The organism is Mycobacteriales bacterium (assembly GCA_035995165.1).
Taxonomy (GTDB): domain Bacteria; phylum Actinomycetota; class Actinomycetes; order Mycobacteriales; family CADCTP01; genus CADCTP01.
The window spans coordinates 16,619-36,450 of sequence record DASYKU010000054.1; the positions used below are offsets into that span (position 1 = coordinate 16,619).

At 70.9% G+C, this 19,832-nt stretch carries 17 protein-coding genes and 2 tRNA genes; 3 read left to right on the forward strand and 16 right to left on the reverse strand.

Annotated elements, in window-relative coordinates:
* Window positions 1–12 precede the first annotated feature (12 nt).
* The 7 genes from mrdA to VGP36_09245 all read right to left on the reverse strand — a co-directional run bounded on the left by mrdA (window position 13) and on the right by VGP36_09245 (window position 7,134).
* Complete coding sequence (mrdA, locus tag VGP36_09215) at window positions 13–2,091, reverse strand: penicillin-binding protein 2 (protein ID HEV7654897.1); 2,079 nt, start codon at window positions 2,089–2,091, stop codon at window positions 13–15.
* Entirely contained in the window at window positions 2,088–2,585 is a 498-nt protein-coding gene (gene mreD / locus VGP36_09220; GenBank protein HEV7654898.1) for a rod shape-determining protein MreD, read from the reverse strand. Before mreD ends, mrdA begins: the two co-directional genes overlap by 4 nt.
* Complete coding sequence (gene mreC / locus VGP36_09225; GenBank protein HEV7654899.1) at window positions 2,582–3,466, reverse strand: rod shape-determining protein MreC; 885 nt, start codon at window positions 3,464–3,466, stop codon at window positions 2,582–2,584. Before mreC ends, mreD begins: the two co-directional genes overlap by 4 nt.
* Window positions 3,467–3,482: 16 nt before the next feature.
* Complete coding sequence (locus VGP36_09230) at window positions 3,483–4,514, reverse strand: rod shape-determining protein (protein HEV7654900.1); 1,032 nt, start codon at window positions 4,512–4,514, stop codon at window positions 3,483–3,485.
* Between the two features lie 84 nt (window positions 4,515–4,598).
* The gene (locus VGP36_09235; protein ID HEV7654901.1) at window positions 4,599–5,411 is read right to left on the reverse strand and encodes an ABC transporter permease; all 813 of its coding nucleotides are present in this window, start codon (window positions 5,409–5,411) and stop codon (window positions 4,599–4,601) included.
* Entirely contained in the window at window positions 5,408–6,187 is a 780-nt protein-coding gene (locus tag VGP36_09240) for an ABC transporter permease (protein HEV7654902.1), read from the reverse strand. Before VGP36_09240 ends, VGP36_09235 begins: the two co-directional genes overlap by 4 nt.
* Window positions 6,187–7,134, reverse strand: coding sequence for an ABC transporter ATP-binding protein (locus tag VGP36_09245; GenBank protein HEV7654903.1), 948 nt, complete (start codon window positions 7,132–7,134; stop codon window positions 6,187–6,189). The genes VGP36_09240 and VGP36_09245 overlap by 1 nt, the downstream gene beginning before the upstream one ends.
* A gap of 162 nt (window positions 7,135–7,296) precedes the next feature.
* Here VGP36_09245 and VGP36_09250 point away from each other — a divergent pair, with 162 nt between their 5' ends.
* A complete protein-coding gene (locus VGP36_09250) occupies window positions 7,297–9,084 on the forward strand; it encodes a sialidase family protein (protein HEV7654904.1) in 1,788 nt (595 codons plus the stop codon).
* A gap of 245 nt (window positions 9,085–9,329) precedes the next feature.
* Here the strand turns inward: VGP36_09250 and ndk are convergent, their stop codons facing one another.
* The 4 genes from ndk to VGP36_09270 form a co-directional block, all read right to left on the reverse strand.
* Window positions 9,330–9,740: a nucleoside-diphosphate kinase gene (gene ndk, locus VGP36_09255; protein ID HEV7654905.1), complete on the reverse strand. Its 411-nt coding sequence runs from the start codon at window positions 9,738–9,740 to the stop codon at window positions 9,330–9,332.
* Window positions 9,741–9,860: 120 nt separating this feature from the next.
* Window positions 9,861–10,187 (reverse strand): DUF4233 domain-containing protein, encoded by a 327-nt coding sequence (locus tag VGP36_09260; protein HEV7654906.1) that lies wholly within the window; start codon window positions 10,185–10,187, stop codon window positions 9,861–9,863.
* 209 nt (window positions 10,188–10,396) lie between these two features.
* Window positions 10,397–11,821, reverse strand: coding sequence for a folylpolyglutamate synthase/dihydrofolate synthase family protein (locus VGP36_09265; protein ID HEV7654907.1), 1,425 nt, complete (start codon window positions 11,819–11,821; stop codon window positions 10,397–10,399).
* A complete protein-coding gene (locus VGP36_09270) occupies window positions 11,818–14,463 on the reverse strand; it encodes a valine--tRNA ligase (GenBank protein HEV7654908.1) in 2,646 nt (881 codons plus the stop codon). Before VGP36_09270 ends, VGP36_09265 begins: the two co-directional genes overlap by 4 nt.
* A gap of 167 nt (window positions 14,464–14,630) precedes the next feature.
* Here VGP36_09270 and VGP36_09275 point away from each other — a divergent pair, with 167 nt between their 5' ends.
* The gene (locus VGP36_09275; protein ID HEV7654909.1) at window positions 14,631–14,921 is read left to right on the forward strand and encodes a hypothetical protein; all 291 of its coding nucleotides are present in this window, start codon (window positions 14,631–14,633) and stop codon (window positions 14,919–14,921) included.
* A 364-nt stretch (window positions 14,922–15,285) separates the two neighbouring features.
* On the opposite strand, the gene clpX is transcribed toward VGP36_09275, so the two are convergent.
* The 5 genes from clpX to VGP36_09300 all read right to left on the reverse strand — a co-directional run bounded on the left by clpX (window position 15,286) and on the right by VGP36_09300 (window position 19,698).
* Window positions 15,286–16,569 carry an ATP-dependent Clp protease ATP-binding subunit ClpX gene (gene clpX, locus VGP36_09280; protein HEV7654910.1) on the reverse strand — a complete coding sequence of 428 codons (1,284 nt, stop codon included), beginning with the start codon at window positions 16,567–16,569 and terminating at the stop codon, window positions 15,286–15,288.
* A 171-nt stretch (window positions 16,570–16,740) separates the two neighbouring features.
* On the reverse strand, window positions 16,741–17,367 hold the full coding sequence (locus tag VGP36_09285; GenBank protein HEV7654911.1) for an ATP-dependent Clp protease proteolytic subunit: 627 nt from the start codon (window positions 17,365–17,367) through the stop codon (window positions 16,741–16,743).
* Window positions 17,368–17,389: 22 nt separating this feature from the next.
* Entirely contained in the window at window positions 17,390–17,968 is a 579-nt protein-coding gene (locus tag VGP36_09290) for an ATP-dependent Clp protease proteolytic subunit (protein ID HEV7654912.1), read from the reverse strand.
* A gap of 172 nt (window positions 17,969–18,140) precedes the next feature.
* Window positions 18,141–19,562 (reverse strand): trigger factor, encoded by a 1,422-nt coding sequence (gene tig / locus VGP36_09295; GenBank protein ID HEV7654913.1) that lies wholly within the window; start codon window positions 19,560–19,562, stop codon window positions 18,141–18,143.
* Between the two features lie 59 nt (window positions 19,563–19,621).
* Window positions 19,622–19,698, reverse strand: a tRNA-Pro gene (locus VGP36_09300).
* Between the two features lie 61 nt (window positions 19,699–19,759).
* Here VGP36_09300 and VGP36_09305 point away from each other — a divergent pair.
* Window positions 19,760–19,830 (forward strand) — tRNA-Gly (locus VGP36_09305).
* Window positions 19,831–19,832: the final 2 nt, after the last annotated feature.

The window sequence follows — 19,832 nt, forward strand, 5'->3', positions numbered from 1 at the left end:
CCTCGCGCCCGCTCACTGGTTGCCCGTGACGTGCGGGACGGCGGTGGGCGTACCGCGGGGGAAGGCCGCCTTCTTGCCGTCCAGCCCGTAGATGCCCTCGTAGATGGCCCGGGCGACCGGGGCCGCGGCCTGCGCGCCCAGCCCGGCCTGCTCGATCATCGCGACCACGACGTACTTGGCCGGGCCGTTCGCCGGGGCCCAGGAGGCGAACCAGGAGGTGTCCTGCTTGCCGAACACCTCGGCGGTCCCGGTCTTGCCGCCGACCAGCACCTTGTCCAGCGGGAACCCGCCGAACGCCACCGACCCGGACGCGCCGTTGGCCGGGGTGAACGCCAGCGAGGACTTGATGTAGTCGAGCACCGACCCGCTGACCGGGACCTTGCCGCGGGACTTCGGCATGATCTGCCGGACGACCTTGCCGTTCGGGTCGAGGACGGCCTTGCCGAGCCGGGGCTCCCAGAGGGTGCCGCCGTTGACCAGGGCCGAGTACGCCAGGGCCAGCTGCAGGGGGCTCACCGTCGTCTCGCCCTGCCCGATCGCGAAGTTCGCCGCGTCACCGACCTGGAAGCGCCAGCCGTCCGAGCAGTTCTCGGCCGCGAGCCGGGTCAGGAACGTGCGCCGGGCCGGGTCCGTCTCGTCCGGGTAGCCGTGGCGGGCCTCCGCGCAGTACTGCGCCTTGTTCGCGTCCCAGCGGGCCTTCTTGAACGTGCGGTCCACGATCCGGCCGGTGGTCTGCTCCCCCGCCGGCAGGTCGATCCGCGGCGGCGAGCCGAACCCGAACTCCCGGGCCATCCGCTGCAGCGTCTCGGCCGGCTTCTCGCCGGCGTCGATGCGGGCCTGGTCGGCGTACCAGTCGGTCTGGGCGAAGCCGTAGAAGATCGTGTCGCAGGACTTGGCCAGCGCGACCCGCAGGTCGATGGTGCCGGCGATGCCGACGCCCTCGAAGTTGTCCTTGGTCGCGTTGCCGACCTGCAGCGTGCCCGGGCAGGTGTAGGTGCCGTCCAGCGGCGACCGGCCGGACATGATCTCCGCGCTGACCGAGGACAGCTTGAACGTCGACCCGGGCGCGAACTGGCCCTGCGTCGCCCGCGACACCAGCGGCGTCCCCGCGTTCTCGTCGGTGAGCCGGGCCAGCTCGGTCTTGGAGATCCCGCCGACGAACACCGTCGGGTCGTACGTCGGGGTGGTCGCCAGCGCGATCACCCGGCCGGTCCGCGGGTCCAGCACGACAGCGGCCCCGGACGGTGCCGCGTACAGGTTGCCTTCCTTGTCCCGTTCGGTCCGGCGCTTGGTGATCTCGGCCGTCAACGCCTTCTCCGCGATCTGCTGGACGCCGCGGTCGATGCTGGTGACGAGCGTGTCGCCGCGCTGCGGGGCGGTCTCGCGCTGGGTGCCGAGCACGGTGCCGCGGTTGTCGACGGTGACGTACCGGACCCCGTCGGTCCCCCGCAGGTCGGGGTCGTACGTCTTCTCCAGCCCGGACCGGCCGATCTGCGCGTTGAGGTTGAGGTCGGTGCGGCCGGCCTTCTGTGCCGCGTCGAGCTCCTCCTGGTTGACCGGGCCGACGTAGCCGAGCGAGTGCGCGGCCAGGCTGCCGTTCGGGTACTGCCGCAGCGTCAGGGACTCCGCGCTCACCCCCGGGTAGTCCTCCTGCCGCTCCTCGATCTTGAGCACGACCGCGGGCGTCGTGTCCGTCACCACCGGCACCGGCTGGTACGGCGAGCCGTTCCAGCAGGGCTTCGGCACGCCCTTCGCGCACGGGGTGATCTGCTTGGCCAGCTCCGTCGCCGGCACCGTGATCAGTTTCGACAGGCGGGCCAGGACGGCCGTGCCCTGGTCCGGCTCGGCCTGCAGCTCGGCCCGGTTCACGCTCACGACCAGCGAGGTCCGGTTGGCGACCAGCGGGCGGCCGTAGTCGTCGACGACCGCGCCGCGCGGCGCGGCCAGGATGACCTCGCGGGTGTGCTGCCGGTTCGCGGTCTGCACGAGCTTGTCCTGGTCGAGAACCTGCAGGTAGTAGAGCCGGGCGCCCAGGGTGAGCAGCAGTGAGATCACCACGATGCGGATGACCGCCAGCCGCACCCCGGTCACGGCAGCCGCCTGGACGGCGCGAACCGTCTCGCGACCGCGACGACCGGCGGGACCACGAACGGCGTGAGCACCACGTCGTACGCGACCGTGCCGAGGATGCTGGCGGCACCGTCCGCGGTCGACGAGCCGAGCAGCCCGAGTACGCCCAGGTAGGTCAGGTAGACCGTGGCGGTCGCGACCGCGACGACCACCACCGGCAGCAGCACGGTCCGTTCCACGTCCGCCTCCAGCAGGCCGGCCAGGAAGCCGGCCAGCGCGAAGCAGAGCGCGAGCACGCCGACCGGGTGGTCGGAGAGCAGGTCGGTGAGCAGGCCCGCGCCGAACCCGCTCGCGAGCCCGGCGTTCGGGCCGGCGGCCAGGCCGATCGCGACGACCAGCACGAGCGTGAGGCTGGGCTGCCCGCCGGGCAGCGGGAGCCGGGCCAGCACGGCCGCCTGCAGCACGATCGCGGTGATCACCGCGACCGCGGCGGCCACTCCGGGAGTCGTCCTCACGGGGTCTTCACCGGGGTCCGGACGGCCGGCTGGGCCGTCGGCAGCAGCGCGTCGCGCGGGTCGGTCCGGGGCGCGGCCAGCACGATCCCGACCAGGTCCAGGTTCGCGAACGACACGTACGGGGCGATCGTCGCCTCCCGGGCCGGCGCGCCCGGGTCGCCGGAGACCGCGGTGACCTCGCCGACCGGCAGGCCCGCGACGTACGTCGACCCGCCGTACGGGCCGGTGACCAGTCGGTCGCCGACCTTGACCCGGGTGGACGGATCCAGCGGGGTGAACGTGAGCGGGCCCAGGCCGTTGCCGGCGGCGACCCCGAGCGCGTTGCCGCCGGCCAGCCGGACGCCGACCGCGGAGCCGGGATCGACCGCGAGCACGATCGTCGAGGACGTGTCGCCGACGGTCTTGACCCGCCCGACCAGGCCGTCGGAGTCGACCACGGTCTGGTCGACCGTCACCCCGTCCCGGCGGCCGGCGTCGACGGTGACCGTCCACTCGAAGCCGATCGAGGGCCCGAGCCCGGTCACGGTCGCCGGCATCACGGTGAACCGGCCGGTGCCGGAGAGCAGCGTGAGCCTCTGCAGCTCGGCCGAGCGGGACGCGGTCAGCTCGCCCTCGCGGAGCTGCCGGCGTAGCTCGGCGTTCTCCTTCTCCAGCGTGTCGATCCTGGTCCCGGAGTCGCCGATGTCGCCGAGCCCGCCGAAGAACCGGCCGACCGGGGCGACCAGCGTGGTCACGCCGTGCTGGGCCGGGTCGACGACCGAGTGCGCGGTGTCGCGGACCCCGCGGAACGCCTCGCCACGGTGGTCGAGGGTGATGAGCACGACCGAGATCAGCAGCAGGAGGATCACCGCCCGCCGCTGGCCGCGGGTGGGAGCGGTCATCGCGGCCCTCCCCCGGTCAGGACCAGGACCGTTTGCGCTCGGACACCAGCACCTGCTGCAGGGCTTCGAAGTCCTCCACGCAGCGGCCGGAGCCGATCGCGACCGAGTGCAGCGGGTTGTCGGCGATGAGGATCGGCATCCCGGTCTCGTGCCGGAGCCGCTCGTCCAGGCCGCGCAGGTTCGCGCCGCCGCCGGCCAGCACGATGCCGCGGTCCATGATGTCCCCGGCCAGCTCCGGCGGGCACTTGTCCAGCGTCGTCTTCACCGCGTCCACGATCGAGTTGACCGGCTCCTCGATCGCCCGCCGGATCTCCTCGGCGGCCACCACGATCGTCTTCGGCAGCCCGGTGACCAGGTCCCGGCCGCGGATCTCGGCCTGGTCGTCCTCCGGCATCGGGAACGCCGAACCGATCGCGATCTTGATCTCCTCGGCGGTGCGCTCGCCCAGCGCCAGCGAGTACTCCTTCTTGACGTAGGAGATGATCGCCTGGTCGATCTCGTCGCCGGCGATGCGGATGCTGGTGTTGGTGACGATGCCGCCGAGCGAGATCACCGCGACCTCGGTGGTGCCGCCGCCGATGTCCACGACCATGTTGCCGGTCGGCTCGCTCACCGGCAGGCCGGCGCCGATCGCGGCGGCCATCGGCTCCTCGATGATGAAGACCTTGCTGGCGCCGGCCGCGTACGTCGACTCCTTGACCGCGCGCTGCTCGACCCCGGTGATCCCGGACGGCACGCAGACCACCACCCGCGGGCCGCGGACGAGGTAGCGGCGGCGGTGCACCTTGCGGATGAAGTAGCGCAGCATCCGCTCGGTGGTGTCGAAGTCGGCGATGACGCCGTCCTTGAGCGGGCGGACCGCGACGATGTTGGCCGGGGTCCGGCCGATCATCCGCTTGGCCTCGACGCCGACGGCGAGGATCTCGCCGGTGTTGGTGTTGGTCGCGACCACGGAGGGTTCGTTGAGGACGATGCCACGGCCACGGACGTACACCAGGGTGTTCGCCGTGCCGAGGTCGATCGCCATGTCGCGGCCGAGAAAGGACAGCGAAGTGCGGGACATGCGGTAGATCTCCTCGGGCGCGAAGGCGGTCGCTCGGGTCCTTGGATGCTACCCGCGGGAATCGTCCGGCTACTTCAACAGGAGCCTCTCGAGTCGGCGCGCCGCGACAGAAAGTCCGAGAGCGGCCAGTCCGATGAAGTAGAGCACGTGCCCGAGGAGGGCGAACCCGACCCCGGCGCCGGTGGTCAGCGGCCGCACCAGCTCGATCCCGTGGAACAGCGGGGTGAGCTGGACGACGATCTGCAGCGGCCGCGGGTAGACCGACAGCGGGAAGAACGTCGTGGAGAACAGGAACATCGGCAGGATCGCCAGCTGCACGAACTCGAAGTCCTGCCAGCTGCGCATGAACGAGGTCGCGGCCATGCCGATCGAGGCGAACGCCAGCCCGATGAGCATCGTCGCCGGCAGCGCCAGCAGCGCCCACCAGGAGCTGATCAGCCCGAGCACCGCCATCACGATGAGGAACGCGATCGAGTAGAGCGTGCCGCGCAGCTGGGCCCAGGCGATCTCCCCGACCGCGATGTCGGCCGGGCCGAGCGGCGTGGACAGCATCGCGTCGTAGGTCTTGGCGTACTTGAGCTTGAAGAAGAAGTTCATCGTCGAGTCGTAGACCGCGCCGTTCATCGCGCTGGAGGCCAGCAGCGCGGGCGCGACGAACGCGGTGTACCTGATCGCCTGCCCGTCCGGCCCGGCCACGGTGCCGACCAGCGCTCCGATGCCGACGCCGAGGGAGAGCAGGTAGAACACCGGCTCGAAGAAGCCGGACACGATGAGCAGCCAGATCCGCCGGTAGACCAGCACGTTCCGCTCGACCAGCAGCCAGGCCCGGCCGCCGGCCAGCGGCAGCGGCGTGGTCCGGGTGACCAGGGTGGCCGTCTTCATACCGCCAGCCTTCGCCGGTAGTTGCGGGCGGCGACCGCGAACCCGGCCGTGATCCAGGCGAGCAGGTAGACCACGTGCAGGAACGTCCCGGCCGCGCTCGCCGTCCCCAGCGACAGGTCGCGGGACAGCGCCACCCCGTGCCAGAGGGGGGTCAGGTACGCCAGCTGCTCCAGCACCAGCGGCAGCTGCCCGACCGGGTAGAACACCCCGCCGAACAGGAACAGCGGCATCACGATGAACCGCATCAGGAAGGCGAACGAGTTCTCGTTCTCGATCCAGGCCGCGAACGCCACCGTCGGCGCCGCGAAGGCGAGCCCGGTCAGCAACGCGGCCGGGATCGCCAGCAGCCCGAGTGGGCTGTCGACCGCCCCGAAGGCCGCCATCACGACGAGGAACACGACCGCGCCCATCGCGATGCGGGCGCCGATGTAGAGCAGGTGGCCGACCAGCACGTCGAGCACGCCGAGCGGCGTCGCGAGCATCGCGTGGTAGGTCTTCACCCACTTGATCGAGCCCATCACCGGGTACGTCGACTCGCTGACTCCGGTCTGCATCGCGGTCGCGGCCAGCAGGCCCGGGGCCAGGAACACCAGGTAGCTGTGGCCCTCGACGCCGCGGGAGGTCGACGAGTCGACCAGCGTGCCGAGGCCGACGCCCATCGAGGCGAGGAAGAGCACCGGGAACAGCACGCTGCTGGTGACGGTGCCGCGCCAGGTCCGCTTGTACTGGAACAACCAGTATTCGAACGAGCGCAGGGCGAACGGGGCCGCGATCATCAGTCCACCAGCGTCCGGCCGGTGAGCCGGAGGAAGACGTCCTCCAGCGTGGAACGGCGGACCAGCACGCCGGCCGGGTGCAGCCCGCGCTCGTGCACCGCGGCCGCGGCGGCGTCGCCGTCGGCGGTGTAGAGCAGCAGCCGGTCCGGCAGCACCTCGACCCGCTCGGCCACGTCCTCGAGCTTGCCGGCCATCGCCTCGTGCTCGTCCGGGGCGAACCGGACCTCGACGACCTCGCGGCTGGACCACTGGTCGATGAGCTCGCGCGGCGAGCCCTCGGCGACGATGCGGGCCTTGTCCATGACGACCAGCCGGTCGCAGAGCTGCTCGGCCTCGTCCATGTAGTGGGTGGTGAGGATCAGCGTGACGCCCTGCTGCTTGAGCCGGAACAGCCGGTCCCAGAGCACGTGCCGGGCCTGCGGGTCCAGCCCGGTGGTCGGCTCGTCCAGCAGCAGCACCTCGGGCTCGTTGATGAGGCTTCGGGCGGTGGTCAGCCGCCGCTTCATGCCGCCGGACAGCGACTCGACCTTGGCGTCCTTGCGGTCGGTGAGCTGGACGAACTCCAGCAGCTCGGCCGCCCGCTGCCGGATCAGCGGCTTGGGCAGCCCGAAGTAGCGCCCGTAGACGAGCAGGTTCTCCCGGACGGTGAGCTCCAGGTCGAGCGAGTCCTCCTGCGGGACGACGCCGAGCCGGCCCCGGATCCAGGCGCCGTCGGTGGCCGGGTCCCGGCCGAGCACCCGCAGCGTCCCCGCGGTGACCGGGGAGACGCAGGCGATCATCCGCATGGTGCTGGACTTGCCGGCGCCGTTGGGACCGAGGAACCCGAACGCCTCGCCGCGGCTGACGTCGACGTCGATGCCGTCGACCGCGGTGAACTCGCCGAAGCGCTTGGTCAGGCCGCGGGCGACCACCAGGCCGCCGGCGGGATCGTCGGGGAGCTCGGTCATGGGCCGGACGCTACCGACGGACCCCGACAGAATCGCCCGAGTTTCGCCCCCGGCGGAGAGTGACCTTTGCCTGCGCTTTCCCACACGTCCGGCGTATAGGCGGTGTGATCGGCGGCGAGGAAGGTGGCGTGACATCAGTGTCGTCATGAGGGGGGCCTCGCCATGACCTTCCGTCCGCGCAGAGCCGCTGTTGCCGTCGCAGGCCTGCTCACCGCCGTCGCGCTGGTCGCGCTCGGCCAACCCGCCTGGGCCGCGCCCACGACCGGCCGGGTGGCCGGCCCGGCTGCGGTCGATCACGCCTTGCCCCGGGCCGCGGCCCCGGCCGAGGCCCGGCACCGGGTGCCGAACCCGCTGCTGAAGGAGGTGCTGGGCGAGGAGGACGAGGGCGAGAACGAGGACGACCCGGCCATCTCGGCGCTGTGCCAGAGCTTCATCGGCCAGCCCACGCCGTACCGGAACCCCGGGACGAACGTGGACCAGATCGTCGGCGACTCGATCGTCAGCGCGGGCAGCCAGACCGGCTGCAGCAGCGCGCAGAACGAGACCTCGATCGCGGTCAACCCGTACAACCCGCGCAACATCGTGGCCGGGAGCAACGACTACCGGGTATTCGTGCCGCGCGAGGACCGCAACGACAGCACCGGCTGGGCGTACGCGTCGCTCGACGGCGGGAAGACCTGGAAGAACACGCTGCTGCCGGGACTGACGATCGCGACCGGTGCCACCGGCGCCCTGACCGCGATGGACTCGGCCGGCGACCCGGTGCTCGCCTTCGGGCCGGGTAACACCGTCTACTACGGCAACATCGTGTTCAGCCGGGCCGCACCGGCCGCCGGTGGCACCGAGGCCCCGAGCGGGATCGTGGTCAGCGTCTCGCACGACGGCGGCCTGCACTTCGGCCAGCCGACGATCATCCAGCTCGACGGCGTCGACGCGCACGGCACGTTCACGCCGACGACGTTCTTCAACGACAAGATCTGGCTGGCCGCGGACAAGACCTCCGGCCGCGTGTACGTGAGCTGGACCCGGTTCGCCGACACGCCCGAGGGCGCCTACCTCGAGTCGCCGATCGTGGTCGCCTCCTCGACGAACTTCGGCCGTACGTTCGGGCACTTCGTCCGGGTGGACAGCACGCTGGCGGGGTTCACCGGCGGCCTCACCCCGTTCTCGCAGGGCTCGAACCCGCAGGTCGGGCGAGACGGCACGCTCTACCTCGCGTACGAGGGGACGGAGTGCGCGACGCTCGACTGCGACGCGCTGGACGACCGGGACGTCACGGTGGTGGCCCGCTCCACGGACCACGGGCGCACGTTCAGCCACGCGATCGTGGACACCAACTTCGACTTCCCGGTGAACGAGGAGGTCGGCAGTGAGGCGCTGACCGGGGAGAACTTCCGGATCAACAGCTTCCCGCAGCTGGCGTACGACCCGGTGACGGACCGGCTGGCGCTGACCTGGAACGACGACCGGAACGGGCGGTACACGGCCGACGGGGAGTCGATCAAGACCAACGGCGACAACATCGTGGCCGCGTCGCGGGGCGGGCGCAGCTGGTCGGTGCGGGTGATCGGGACGCCGCAGGACGAGGTGTTCAGCGCGGTGGCGACGGTGGCCGGGCTGGTCGCGGTCAGCTCCTACACCCGGCATTACAACGCGGGCGGGGTCGGGCTGGACTACGCGTACTGGAAGGGGATCGGGATCTCGACGCTGCGCTCGGGGGCGATCCAGCGAATCACGACGCAGACCTCAGATCCGCGCATCCAGTTCCCGGCGGCGAGCCTGGAGGACCCGGACGAGACCATCCAGGGCACGTTCATCGGCGACTACAGCGCGATCGCGGTGGGCGCGGACCTGCGGATCCATCCCTGCTGGACCGACTTCCGCGGGCGCCCGGGCGTGACGAAGCCCAACCAGGACGCCTACACCCAGAGCATCTCCCTGCTCCACTGACCGGTCCGGAGGGCCGCCCGCCGTGGCGGGCGGCCCTCCGGCCGTCCAGCCCTCGGGCGATCCGGGCCTCCGGCCGTCCAGCGCTCCGGCGCTCCGGCGCTCCGGCGACCCGGCGACCCGGCCCTCCCGCGCTCCGGGCCTCCGGCCCTCGGACGGGGGCCTCCGACCTTCCGGCCCTCGGACGATCCGGGCCCTCCGGTCTTCCGACCTCGGGCGCTCGGGCGCTCCGGCGCCCAGCCCTCCGGTCAGAGGTTCGGGAAGAAGACGCCGATCTCGCGCTTGGCCGACTCGGGCGAGTCGGAGCCGTGCACGATGTTCTTCTGCACCTCGAGCGCGTTGTCGGCGCGGATGCTGCCGGTCGCGGCCTTGACCGGGTCGGTCGCGCCGGCGAGCTGCCGGAAGGCGTCGATTGCCCGCGGGCCCTCGACCACGATCGCGACGAGCGGGCCGGAGGTGATGAAGTCGAGCAGCGGGCCGTAGAAGGGCTTCCCGACGTGCTCGGCGTAGTGGGTCTCGGCCGTCTCCCGGTCGAGCGTGCGCAGCTCCAGCGCGACGAACCGCAGACCCTTGCGCTCGATGCGGCCGAGGACGTCACCGACCAGGCCACGGGCGACGCCGTCAGGCTTGATCAGGACGAGGGTGCGCTCGGTCTCCACGGAACTCCTTCGTTCTCTCTACGGGAGCAAAAGCCTAGGTGGTCCGGTCCCGCCAAGCCCACCCCGGCCCTCCCGCACGAGGCGCGACCTCGAGGTCGGGCTCGTCGGAGTGGGCGCCGCTCAGCGCGGGGCGCCGGCGCGCACCGCGGCCCGGGCGATCTCGGCGCGGATCCAGAGCAGGTAGGCCCAGACGCAGGCGAACAGCAGACCGAGGAAGTACATCGCGCCGACCATCACGCCGGTCGCGATCACGGCGACCTGAAGGACCGAGCCGACCACCTGCCCGGCCCGCCGCTTCTGGATCCCGGCGGCGGCGAACAACGCCACCGCCAGCACGAGCAGCAACGCCAGCTTGCTGCCGCTGAGCCCGTTGTCGCCGATCCGCGCGACCGTGAGCGGCACGAACAACACGGTGATCCCCTCGAGGATCAACCCTGCTGCCAGCACCCCCCGCACCGCATGGTCCCGCCGCCGCGCCCCCGCCGCTGCTCCCGCCCCAGCAGCGTCCCCAGCCCCGGAGGCGTCCCCGGCGGGATCCCGAGCCGCCCCGGCCGGCTCCCCCGCAGAACCGACGGCCGCGTCCTCGCCGGCACCGCGGACGTCGGCCGAATCCCGCGCGTCCGGCGCCGGGTGAGAGCTGCGCGGGTCGGGCGTGTTCATCCCGGCCTGCGCCCGGCGCCGAGCAGCGTGCGGGCCTCGCCCGCGGTGACGACCGATCCGGTCACGAGCACCCCGGACCCGGAGACCTGCTCGTCGTCACTCTCCTCGGCCAGCCGGATCGCCGTCTCGATCGCATCGTCCAGCCGCGGCTCGACCACGACCCGGTCGGGACCGAAGATCTCCACCGCGGCGGCCCCGAGGTCATCGGCGTTGAGCACACGGCCGGAGGAGTTCTCGGTGACGACGATCTCGTCCAGCACCGGCTCCAGCAGCGCCAGCATCCCGGTCACGTCCTTGTCGGCGAGCACGGCCATGACGCCCACCAGCCGGCGGAAGGAGAACGACTCAGCCAGCGCCTCCACGGTCGCCGCCATCCCGTGCGGGTTGTGGGCCGAGTCGACGATGACGGTCGGCGCGCCGCGGACGATCTCCAGCCGCCCGGGCGAGCTGACGCCGAGGAACGCCTCCCGCACGACCTCGACGTCCATGATCCCGGTCTCGGCGTTGACGCCGAGGAACGCCTCGACCGCCGCCAGCGCGACGGCCGCGTTCTGGGCCTGGTGCGCGCCGTGCAGCGGCAGGAACAGCTGCTCGTACCGGCCGGCGAGGCCCTGGATCGTCAGCACCTGACCGCCGACCGCGATGGACCGGTCGACCACACCGAACTCCGCACCCTCGCGGGCCACCGTCGCGCCGACCTCGATGGAACGGCGGATCAGCACCTCGGCCGCCTCGTTCTCCTGGGCGGCCAGCACCGCGATCGACTCGGGCTTGATGATCCCGGCCTTCTCGACCGCGATCTGCCCGACCGTGTCCCCGAGGTACTTCGTGTGGTCCAGCCCGATCGGGGTCACCACGGCGATCCGCCCGTCGGCGACGTTGGTCGAGTCCCAACTGCCGCCCATGCCGACCTCGATGACCGCGACGTCGACCGGCGCGTCGGCGAACGCCGCGAAGCCCATCGCCGTCAGCACCTCGAAGTACGACAGCGCGACCGGCTGCTCCTTGTCCACCAGGTCCAGGTACGGCCGGATGTCGTCGTAGGTGTCGACGAACCGCCGCTCGCTGATCGGCTCACCGTCCACGCTGATCCGCTCGGTGACCGAGACGAGGTCGGGGCTGGTGAAACGGCCGACCCGCAGCCCGAAGCCGCGCAGCACCGCGTCGATGATCCGGGTCGTCGTCGTCTTGCCGTTGGTGCCCGCGACGTGGATCACCGGGAAGCTGCGCTGCGGGTCGCCGAGCAGGTCGACCAGCATCCGGATCCGGTCCAGCGACGGCTCCAGCCGGGACTCCGGCCACCGGGTCCGGAGCTCGGCCCGGACCCGATCGAAGTCGGCCCGGTCCTGCTGGGTCCGGTCCTGGCCCCGGCCGCGGGCCGGGCGGTTCCTGGCCGAGCGGCGGCCTTCCGGTCCGGTCATGACGAGGGCAGCGCGTCGAGCTGGGCCGAGATGCGCTCGATCTCGGCCTCGGCCGCGGTGAGCCGGCCGCGCACCTTGGCCACCACCGGCTCGGGCGCCTTGTCGATGAACGCGGTGTTGGCGAGCTTCGCGGTCGCGGTCTGCAGTTCCTTCTGCGCGGCCGCGAGGTCCTTGGTCAGCCGCGCCCGCTCGGCTCCGACGTCGATCGTGCCGGACAGGTCGAGCTCGGCCTTGACCGACCGCACCGACAGCGACGCGGTCGGCGCGAACCCCTCCCCCGGCGGGTCCAGCCGGGTCAGCGACCGCACCAGCGGCTCGTGCGCGGCGATGCCGCTCGCCTCCAGGCCGATCAGCCGGGCACCGACCCGCTGCGCGGGCCGCAGGCCCTGTTCGGACCGGAACCGCCGGACCTCGGTGACCACGTCCTGCAGCGCCGCGAACTCCGCCTCGGCGCCCGGGTCGAGCCGGCCCGCGTCGGCCACCGGCCACTCCGCCACCACCAACGACTCGCCGCCGGTGAGCGAGATCCACAGCTCCTCGGTCACGAAGGGCACCACCGGGTGCAGCAGCCGCAGCACCGTGTCCAGCACGTGGCCGAGCACCAGCCGGGTCTGGCGGGCCGACTCGCCGCCGGCCGCCAGCGGCACCTTGGCCAGCTCGACGTACCAGTCGCAGAAGTCGTCCCAGACGAAGTGGTAGAGCGACTCGGCCGCCTTGGCGAACTCGAAATGCTCGTAGTCCGAGTCGACCTCGGCCGTCAGCGCCGACAGCCGGGACAGCAACCACCGGTCCACAGTGGACAGTTCGACGGCCGGCGGCAGTGGCTCGGCCGTGGTGGCGCCGTTGAGCAGCGCGAAGCGGGCCGCGTTCCAGAGCTTGTTGCAGAAGTTCCGGCTGCCCTGCACCCACTCCTCGCCGATCGGCACGTCGGTACCGGGGTTGGCACCGCGGGCGAGGGTGAAGCGCAGCGCGTCCGACCCGTACGCGTCCATCCAGTCGAGCGGGTCGACCGCGTTGCCGAACGACTTCGACATCTTCTTGCCGTGCTTGTCGCGGACCATGCCGTGCAGCGCGACCACGTCGAACGGCTGCACGCCGTCCATCGCGTAGAGCCCGAAGAGCATCATCCGGGCGACCCAGAAGAACAGGATGTCGTAGCCGGTGACCAGCACGCTGGTCGGGTAGAACCGGTGCAGGTCGCTGGTGTCGTCGGGCCAGCCGAGCGTGGAGAACGGCCAGAGTCCGGAGGAGAACCAGGTGTCCAGCACGTCGCTGTCCTGGGTCCAGCCCTCGCCGGCCGGCGGCTGCTCGTCCGGGCCGACGCAGACGGCCTCACCGTCCGGCCCGTACCAGACCGGGATGCGGTGTCCCCACCACAGCTGCCGCGAGATGCACCAGTCGTGCATGTCGTCGACCCAGGCGAAGTAACGCCCCTCCAGCGAGGTCGGGTGGATCGCGACCTTGCCCTCGCGCACCGCGTCGCCGGCGGCCTTGGCCAGCGACTCGACCCGCACGAACCACTGCAGCGACAGGCGCGGCTCGACCGTCGTGCCGCAGCGGGAGCAGTGGCCGACGGAGTGCAGGTAGGGCCGCTTCTCCGCGACGACCCGGCCCTCTTCGCGCAGCGCGGCCACCACGGCCGGCCGGGCCTCGAACCGGTCCAGCCCCTGGAACGGACCGTGCGCGGTCACGACGCCGCGCTCGTCGAGGATCGTCAGCGAGGGCAGCTCGTGCCGGCGGCCGATCTCGAAGTCGTTGGGGTCGTGGGCGGGGGTCACCTTGACCGCGCCGGTGCCGAACGCGGGGTCGACGTGGTCGTCGGCCACGATCGGGATCCGGCGGCCGGTCAGCGGCAGCTCGACCTCGGTGCCGACCAGGTGCTTGTAGCGCTCGTCGTCCGGGTGGACCGCGACCGCGGTGTCGCCGAGCATCGTCTCGGCCCGGGTGGTCGCGACCACGATCGACGCGTCGCCCTCCCCGTACCGGATCGAGACGAGCTCGCCCTCGTCGTCGGTGTGCTCGACCTCGATGTCGGACAGCGCGGTCAGGCAGCGCGGGCACCAGTTGATGATCCGCTCGGCCCGGTAGATCAGGCCGTCGTCGAACATCTTCTTGAAGACGGTCTGCACGGACCGGGACAGGCCCTGGTCCATCGTGAACCGCTCGCGCGACCAGTCGACGCTGTCGCCGAGCCGGCGCATCTGGCCGAGGATCTTGCCGCCGGACTCGGCCTTCCACTGCCAGACCCGCTCGACGAACGCCTCGCGGCCGAGGTCGTGCCGGGAGAGGCCATCCTTGGCGAGCTCGCGCTCCACCACGTTCTGCGTGGCGATGCCGGCGTGGTCCATGCCGGGCAGCCAGAGCGCGTCGTAGCCCTGCATCCGGCGGCGCCGGGTCAGCGCGTCCATCAGGGTGTGCTCGAACGCGTGGCCGAGGTGCAGCGAGCCGGTCACGTTGGGCGGCGGGATGACGATCGCGAACGGCGGCTTGGCCGCGTCCTCCGGCGTGCCGGCCGTGAAGTAGCCACGCTCCACCCACCGCTCGTAGAGCGGGCCTTCTACCTGCGCCGGAACGAACTGGCTGGGCAGATCGGCACCGGGCTTGGCCCCGGCGGGGTCGCGGGTTGGCTCTGTCACGGTCACGCTGGGATGGTACGGAGCCCGGCCAGGGCATTGCGAACCGCTGTCCACAGGCGAAGTGGTCGTCCACAGATTTCGATGCCGATTGGCTGGCCGCACGAGTGAGGCTCTACCGTCCGTCGTCGAGGTTTGCTCGGCGGAGTCGACGGAGGAAAGGTGAGTCTGCGGTGATGGCGTTCGCGTGGTGCGCGCTCGTAGTGCTGACGATCGCGGTGGGTGCGGCGCTCGTCCTGCTGGCCCGAGCCCTGTTCCGCTCGATCGACCGGGTCGAGCGAGTCCGGGACGAGGTCTTCTCGATGGCGAAGACGCTGGAGATCATGTCGGTCCGCCTCGAGCACATCGAGTCCGGCCTCGGCGAGGGCGACCAACGCATGGGCGAGCTGCGCGCCGACCTCCGCTCCACCATGCGCCGCGACATGCGCGAGATCCTCGAAAGCCCCACCACCCGCCCGACCTCCTGAACCGGTCCCCAACCCGACAGCCAAGCTCGACACCGACGGCCCGACCGACACCGGGACGCTCGCCGGCGGCACGGTCAGCCGAGCACCAGGCCCGACCCGGCGGCACGGATTGACCAGACGCAATTGACCAAGCGGTACATGTTGATCGACGGAAGAGCCCGCCGAGCAGCGCGAGCACGACCGGCGCGCTATGTCAGCGGCGAACGAGAGTCAGCACTCTGAAAACGCCACATCGGAGAGTTTCGGGGTCGTCCCCCCGGCCAGCGTGAGGAGTCCGACCAGCGGCGGCGTGACTCAGCGAGGAACGAGCTGCGGAACGGAGCAGCTGCGGCAAAGGAACCACCGCGGAACGGAGCAGGCGACCCTATGCGGACTTCTCCCGACGCTCCCGCTTCGGGGTCTCGCGCGGCACGATCGTCGGGTTGACGTTCTCGAGCACGGCCTCGCGGGTGATGACCACGCGGGCCACGTCGTCCCGGCTCGGCACCTCGTACATGACCGAGAGCAGGACCTCTTCCATGATCGCCCGCAGCCCGCGGGCGCCGGTCCCGCGCAGGATGGCCTGGTCCGCGATCGCCTCGAGGGCGTCGTCGGAGAACTCCAGCTCGACCCCATCGAGCTCGAAGAGCTTCGAGAACTGCCGGGTCAGCGCGTTGCGCGGCTCGGTGAGGATGGAGATCAGAGCCTCGTGGTCCAGGCTGCGCACGTTCGTGATGACCGGCAGCCGGCCGATGAACTCGGGGATCATGCCGAACTTGAGCAGGTCCTCCGGCATGACGTCACCGAAGACGTCCGAGGAGTCCACGTCGAACTTGCTGCGCAGCTCGGCACCGAAGCCGATGCCCTTGCGCCCCACCCGCGCCTCGATGATCTTCTCCATGCCGGCGAACGCGCCGCCGACGATGAAGAGCACGTTGGTGGTGTCGATCTGGATGAACTCCTGGTGCGGATGCTTGCGGCCGCCCTGCGGCGGCACCGAGGCGGTGGTGCCCTCGAGGATCTTCAGCAGCGCCTGCTGGACACCCTCGCCGGAGACGTCCCGCGTGATCGACGGGTTCTCCGACTTGCGGGCGATCTTGTCGACCTCGTCGATGTAGATGATGCCGGTCTCGGCCCGCTTGACGTCGTAGTCCGCGGCCTGGATCAGCTTCAGCAGGATGTTCTCGACGTCCTCGCCGACATACCCGGCCTCGGTCAGGGCGGTCGCGTCCGCGATCGCGAACGGCACGTTCAGCATCCGCGCCAGCGTCTGGGCCAGCAGCGTCTTGCCGCAGCCGGTCGGGCCGAGCAGCAGGATGTTGGACTTGGCCAGCTCGACCTGGCCCTCCGAGGTGCGGGGGCCGGACTCGCCGCCGGCCTGGACCCGCTTGTAGTGGTTGTAGACCGCGACCGACAGCTGCTTCTTGGCCGAGTCCTGGCCCACCACGTACTGGTTGAGGAAGTCGAAGATCTCGGTCGGCTTCGGCAGCTCGTCGAACTTGAGCTCGGAGCTCTCCGAGAGCTCTTCCTCGATGATCTCGTTACAGAGATCGATGCACTCGTCACAGATATACACGCCAGGGCCGGCGATGAGCTTCTTCACCTGCTTCTGCGACTTGCCGCAGAAGGAGCACTTCAGCAGATCACCGCCGTCTCCGATGCGTGCCACCTTACGACCCTCTCCCTCTCGGACACCGGGCCGCTAGCCGGTGCATTAGTTGACGCTACCTCGTCCAGCCACCCTTGTGCCCACCTTTCGGTTGCGGCACGGCCGGTTCCGCCACGATCACCCGGACGGCCCCGTTACCGGACCGGCGAGCCGGTCCGGCCCGGGCGCCGGTCAGACCTTGAGCTGCGACAACTTACGGGTGGTGATGATGTCGTCGATGATGCCGTACTCCTTGGCCCGCTCGGCGGTGAGGATCGTGTCCCGCTCGATGTCGAGCCGGATCTGCTCCTCCGTCTGGCCGGTGTGCCGGGCCAGGATGCTCTCCAGCTGGGAGCGCATCCGCATGACCTCATTGGCCTGAATCTCCAGGTCGGAGACCTGGCCCTGGCCCTCGGCGGACGGCTGGTGGATCAGCACGCGGGCGTGCTCCAGAGCCGCCCGCTTGCCCGGCGACCCGGCCGCGAGCAGGACGGCGGCGGCCGAGGCGGCCTGGCCCATGCAGACGGTCTGGATGTCCGGCCGGACGAACATCATCGTGTCGTAGATCGCCGTCAGCGCGGTGAACGAGCCGCCCGGCGAGTTGATGTACATGACGATGTCGCGGTCCGGGTCGTTCGACTCCAGCGTGAGCAGCTGGGCCATCACATCGTTGGCCGAGGCGTCGTCGATCTGCACACCCAGGAAGATGATCCGCTCTTCGAAAAGCTTGTTGTACGGGTTGGACTCCTTGATCCCGTAGTTCGTCCGCTCCACGAAGGAAGGCAGGATGTACCGGGCGGAGGGGGCAAAGTCGCTCATGGCGTCTCCTGTGTCGTCTTGGTTACGCCGGCGCCGGGCCCGACGCCCCGGGGATCTCCTGCACGCGCTCGATGACCTCGTCGACGAAGCCGTACTCCTTGGCCTGCGCGGCGGTGAACCACCGGTCCCGGTCGGCGTCCTTCTCGATCTGCTCGACCGTCTGGCCGGTCTGCTGCGCGGTGAGCTCGGCCATCTCGCGCTTGGTCAGCTTGTACTGCTCGGCCTGGATCGCGATGTCCGACGCCGTGCCGCCGATGCCGGCGGAGGGCTGGTGCATGAGGATCCGGGCGTGGGGCAGCGCGTACCGCTTGCCGGGGGCGCCGGAGGACAGCAGGAACTGGCCCATCGACGCGGCCAGGCCCATCGCGAACGTCGCCACGTCGCACTCGACCAGCTGCATCGTGTCGTAGATCGCCATCCCCGCGGTCACGGAGCCGCCGGGCGAGTTGATGTAGAGGTGGATGTCCCGCTTGGGGTCCTCCGCCGCCAGCAGCAGCAGCTGCGCGCTGATCTGGTTGGCGATCGGGTCGTCCACGGGCTGGCCGAGGAAGATGATGCGCTCCCGCAGCAGCCGGTCGTAGACGGAGTCGTTGAGGGTCATGCCCGCCCCCGCAGACCGCAGGTCGGGCAGGACGCGGATCGGCTGAACGGGTTCGATGGCGCTCACAGCTCTCCTGTCGGGTGTACTGAACCTCTGACTCGACACTAACTCGCGGGTGCGGCCGTTCCGGGCCGGGCGAGTCGGTGTTCGCTGACGGCGCAGGCGCCGGTTCTCAGGGCCCGATCGGCCGGATCGAGGTCGCCGATCCGGCCTCGGACGCGACCGCCGCCGCCTCCGGCGTCTCCTCGGCCTCGCCGGTCTCGCCGTCGTCGGGCCGCGACAGCCGCAGGTGCTCCAGGTCGACCGTGTTGCCCGAGGTGTCGGTGATCGTCGCCCGCTCCAGCACCGTGGCCAGCGCCTTCGATCGGCGGATGTCCGCGACCAGGGCCGGCAGGGTGCCGTTCTGGGTCACCTGCTGGGCGAACTCCTGGGGCGAGACGCCGTACTGCTGGGCCTGGGCGATGACGCGCTCGGTCAGCTCGGCGTCGGACACGCCGATCTCCTCCGCGTCGGCGATCGCGTCCAGCAGGAGCTGGGTCTTGACCGCGACCTCGGCGTTGGAGCGCAGCTGCTCCTGGAAGGTCTCCGGGGACTGGCCCTCGGACGCGAGGTAGGTGTCCATGTCGATGCCGGCGTTCTCGAGCTGGTGCCCGATGTCGTGCTGCCGCCACTCGAACTCACCTTGCACAGCAGACTCCGGCAGCGGCACGTCCGTCGACTCCAGGAGTGCGGTGAGCACCTTGTCCCGGGCCTGACCGCCCTGCTCCAGGGTCTTGACCCGCTCGATCCGGCTCCGGACGTCCGCACGGAACTCTTCCAGCGTGTCGAATTCGCTGGCGGTCTGGGCGAAGTCGTCGTCCAGCTCCGGCAGTTCCTTCTCCTTCACCGAGCGGACGGTCACCGCGATGGCCGCGGTCTGGCCGGCGAAGTCGCCCGCGACCAGGTCGGTGGTGAACTCGCGCGTGTCGCCGGCGTTCGCGCCGACGAGCGCCTCGTCCAGGCCCGGCATCATCGACTCGCTGCCGACCTCGTAGGACAGGCCGGTGGTCGAGCCGCCGGGCACCTCCTCGCCGTCGACGGTCGCCTTGAGGTCGATGGACACGTAGTCGCCGTCCTGGACGGGGCGGTCGGTCGCCTTGAGCACCGCGAACCGCTCCCGCATGGCCGCGATCTGCTCGTCGATCTCGTCGTCGCCGACCGCGATGTCCTCGACGCTGACCGGCAGGGCGTTGTACTCCGGCAGCGTCACCTCGGGCCGCACGTCGACCTCGGCCGTGAACGCCAGGCTCTCGCCGTCGTCGAACCTCGTCAGCTCGATCTCCGGCTGACCCAGCGCGCGCACCTCGTTCTCCCGGACCGCGTCCGAGTACGCCCGCGGCAGCGCGTCCTGGACCGCCTCGTCCAGCACCGCCGCCCGGCCGACCCGCTGGTCGATGATCCGGGCCGGCGCCTTGCCCGGCCGGAAGCCGGGCACGCGCACCTGCTTGGCGATGTTGGCGTACGCCTTGTCGACACTGGGCTTGAGCTCGTCGAAAGGCACCTCGACGGCGAGCCGGACCCTCGTCGGGCTCAGGGTCTCGACTGTGCTCTTCAACGCGCTCGTCTCCTCATCCGGGGGCATGCTCGGCCGCCACCGGGGCAGTGGACGGTCGTTGGTCGGGGTGGCGGGATTCGAACCCACGGCCCCTCGCTCCCAAAGCGAGTGCGCTACCAAGCTGCGCCACACCCCGGCGCCGTCCGCGAGTGTAGACGGGTACCCCCCGACCTACCGCTACGCTGGTCCCGGCACACGCGGGTGTAGCTCAATGGCAGAGCCCCAGCCTTCCAAGCTGGCCATGCCGGTTCGATCCCGGTCACCCGCTCC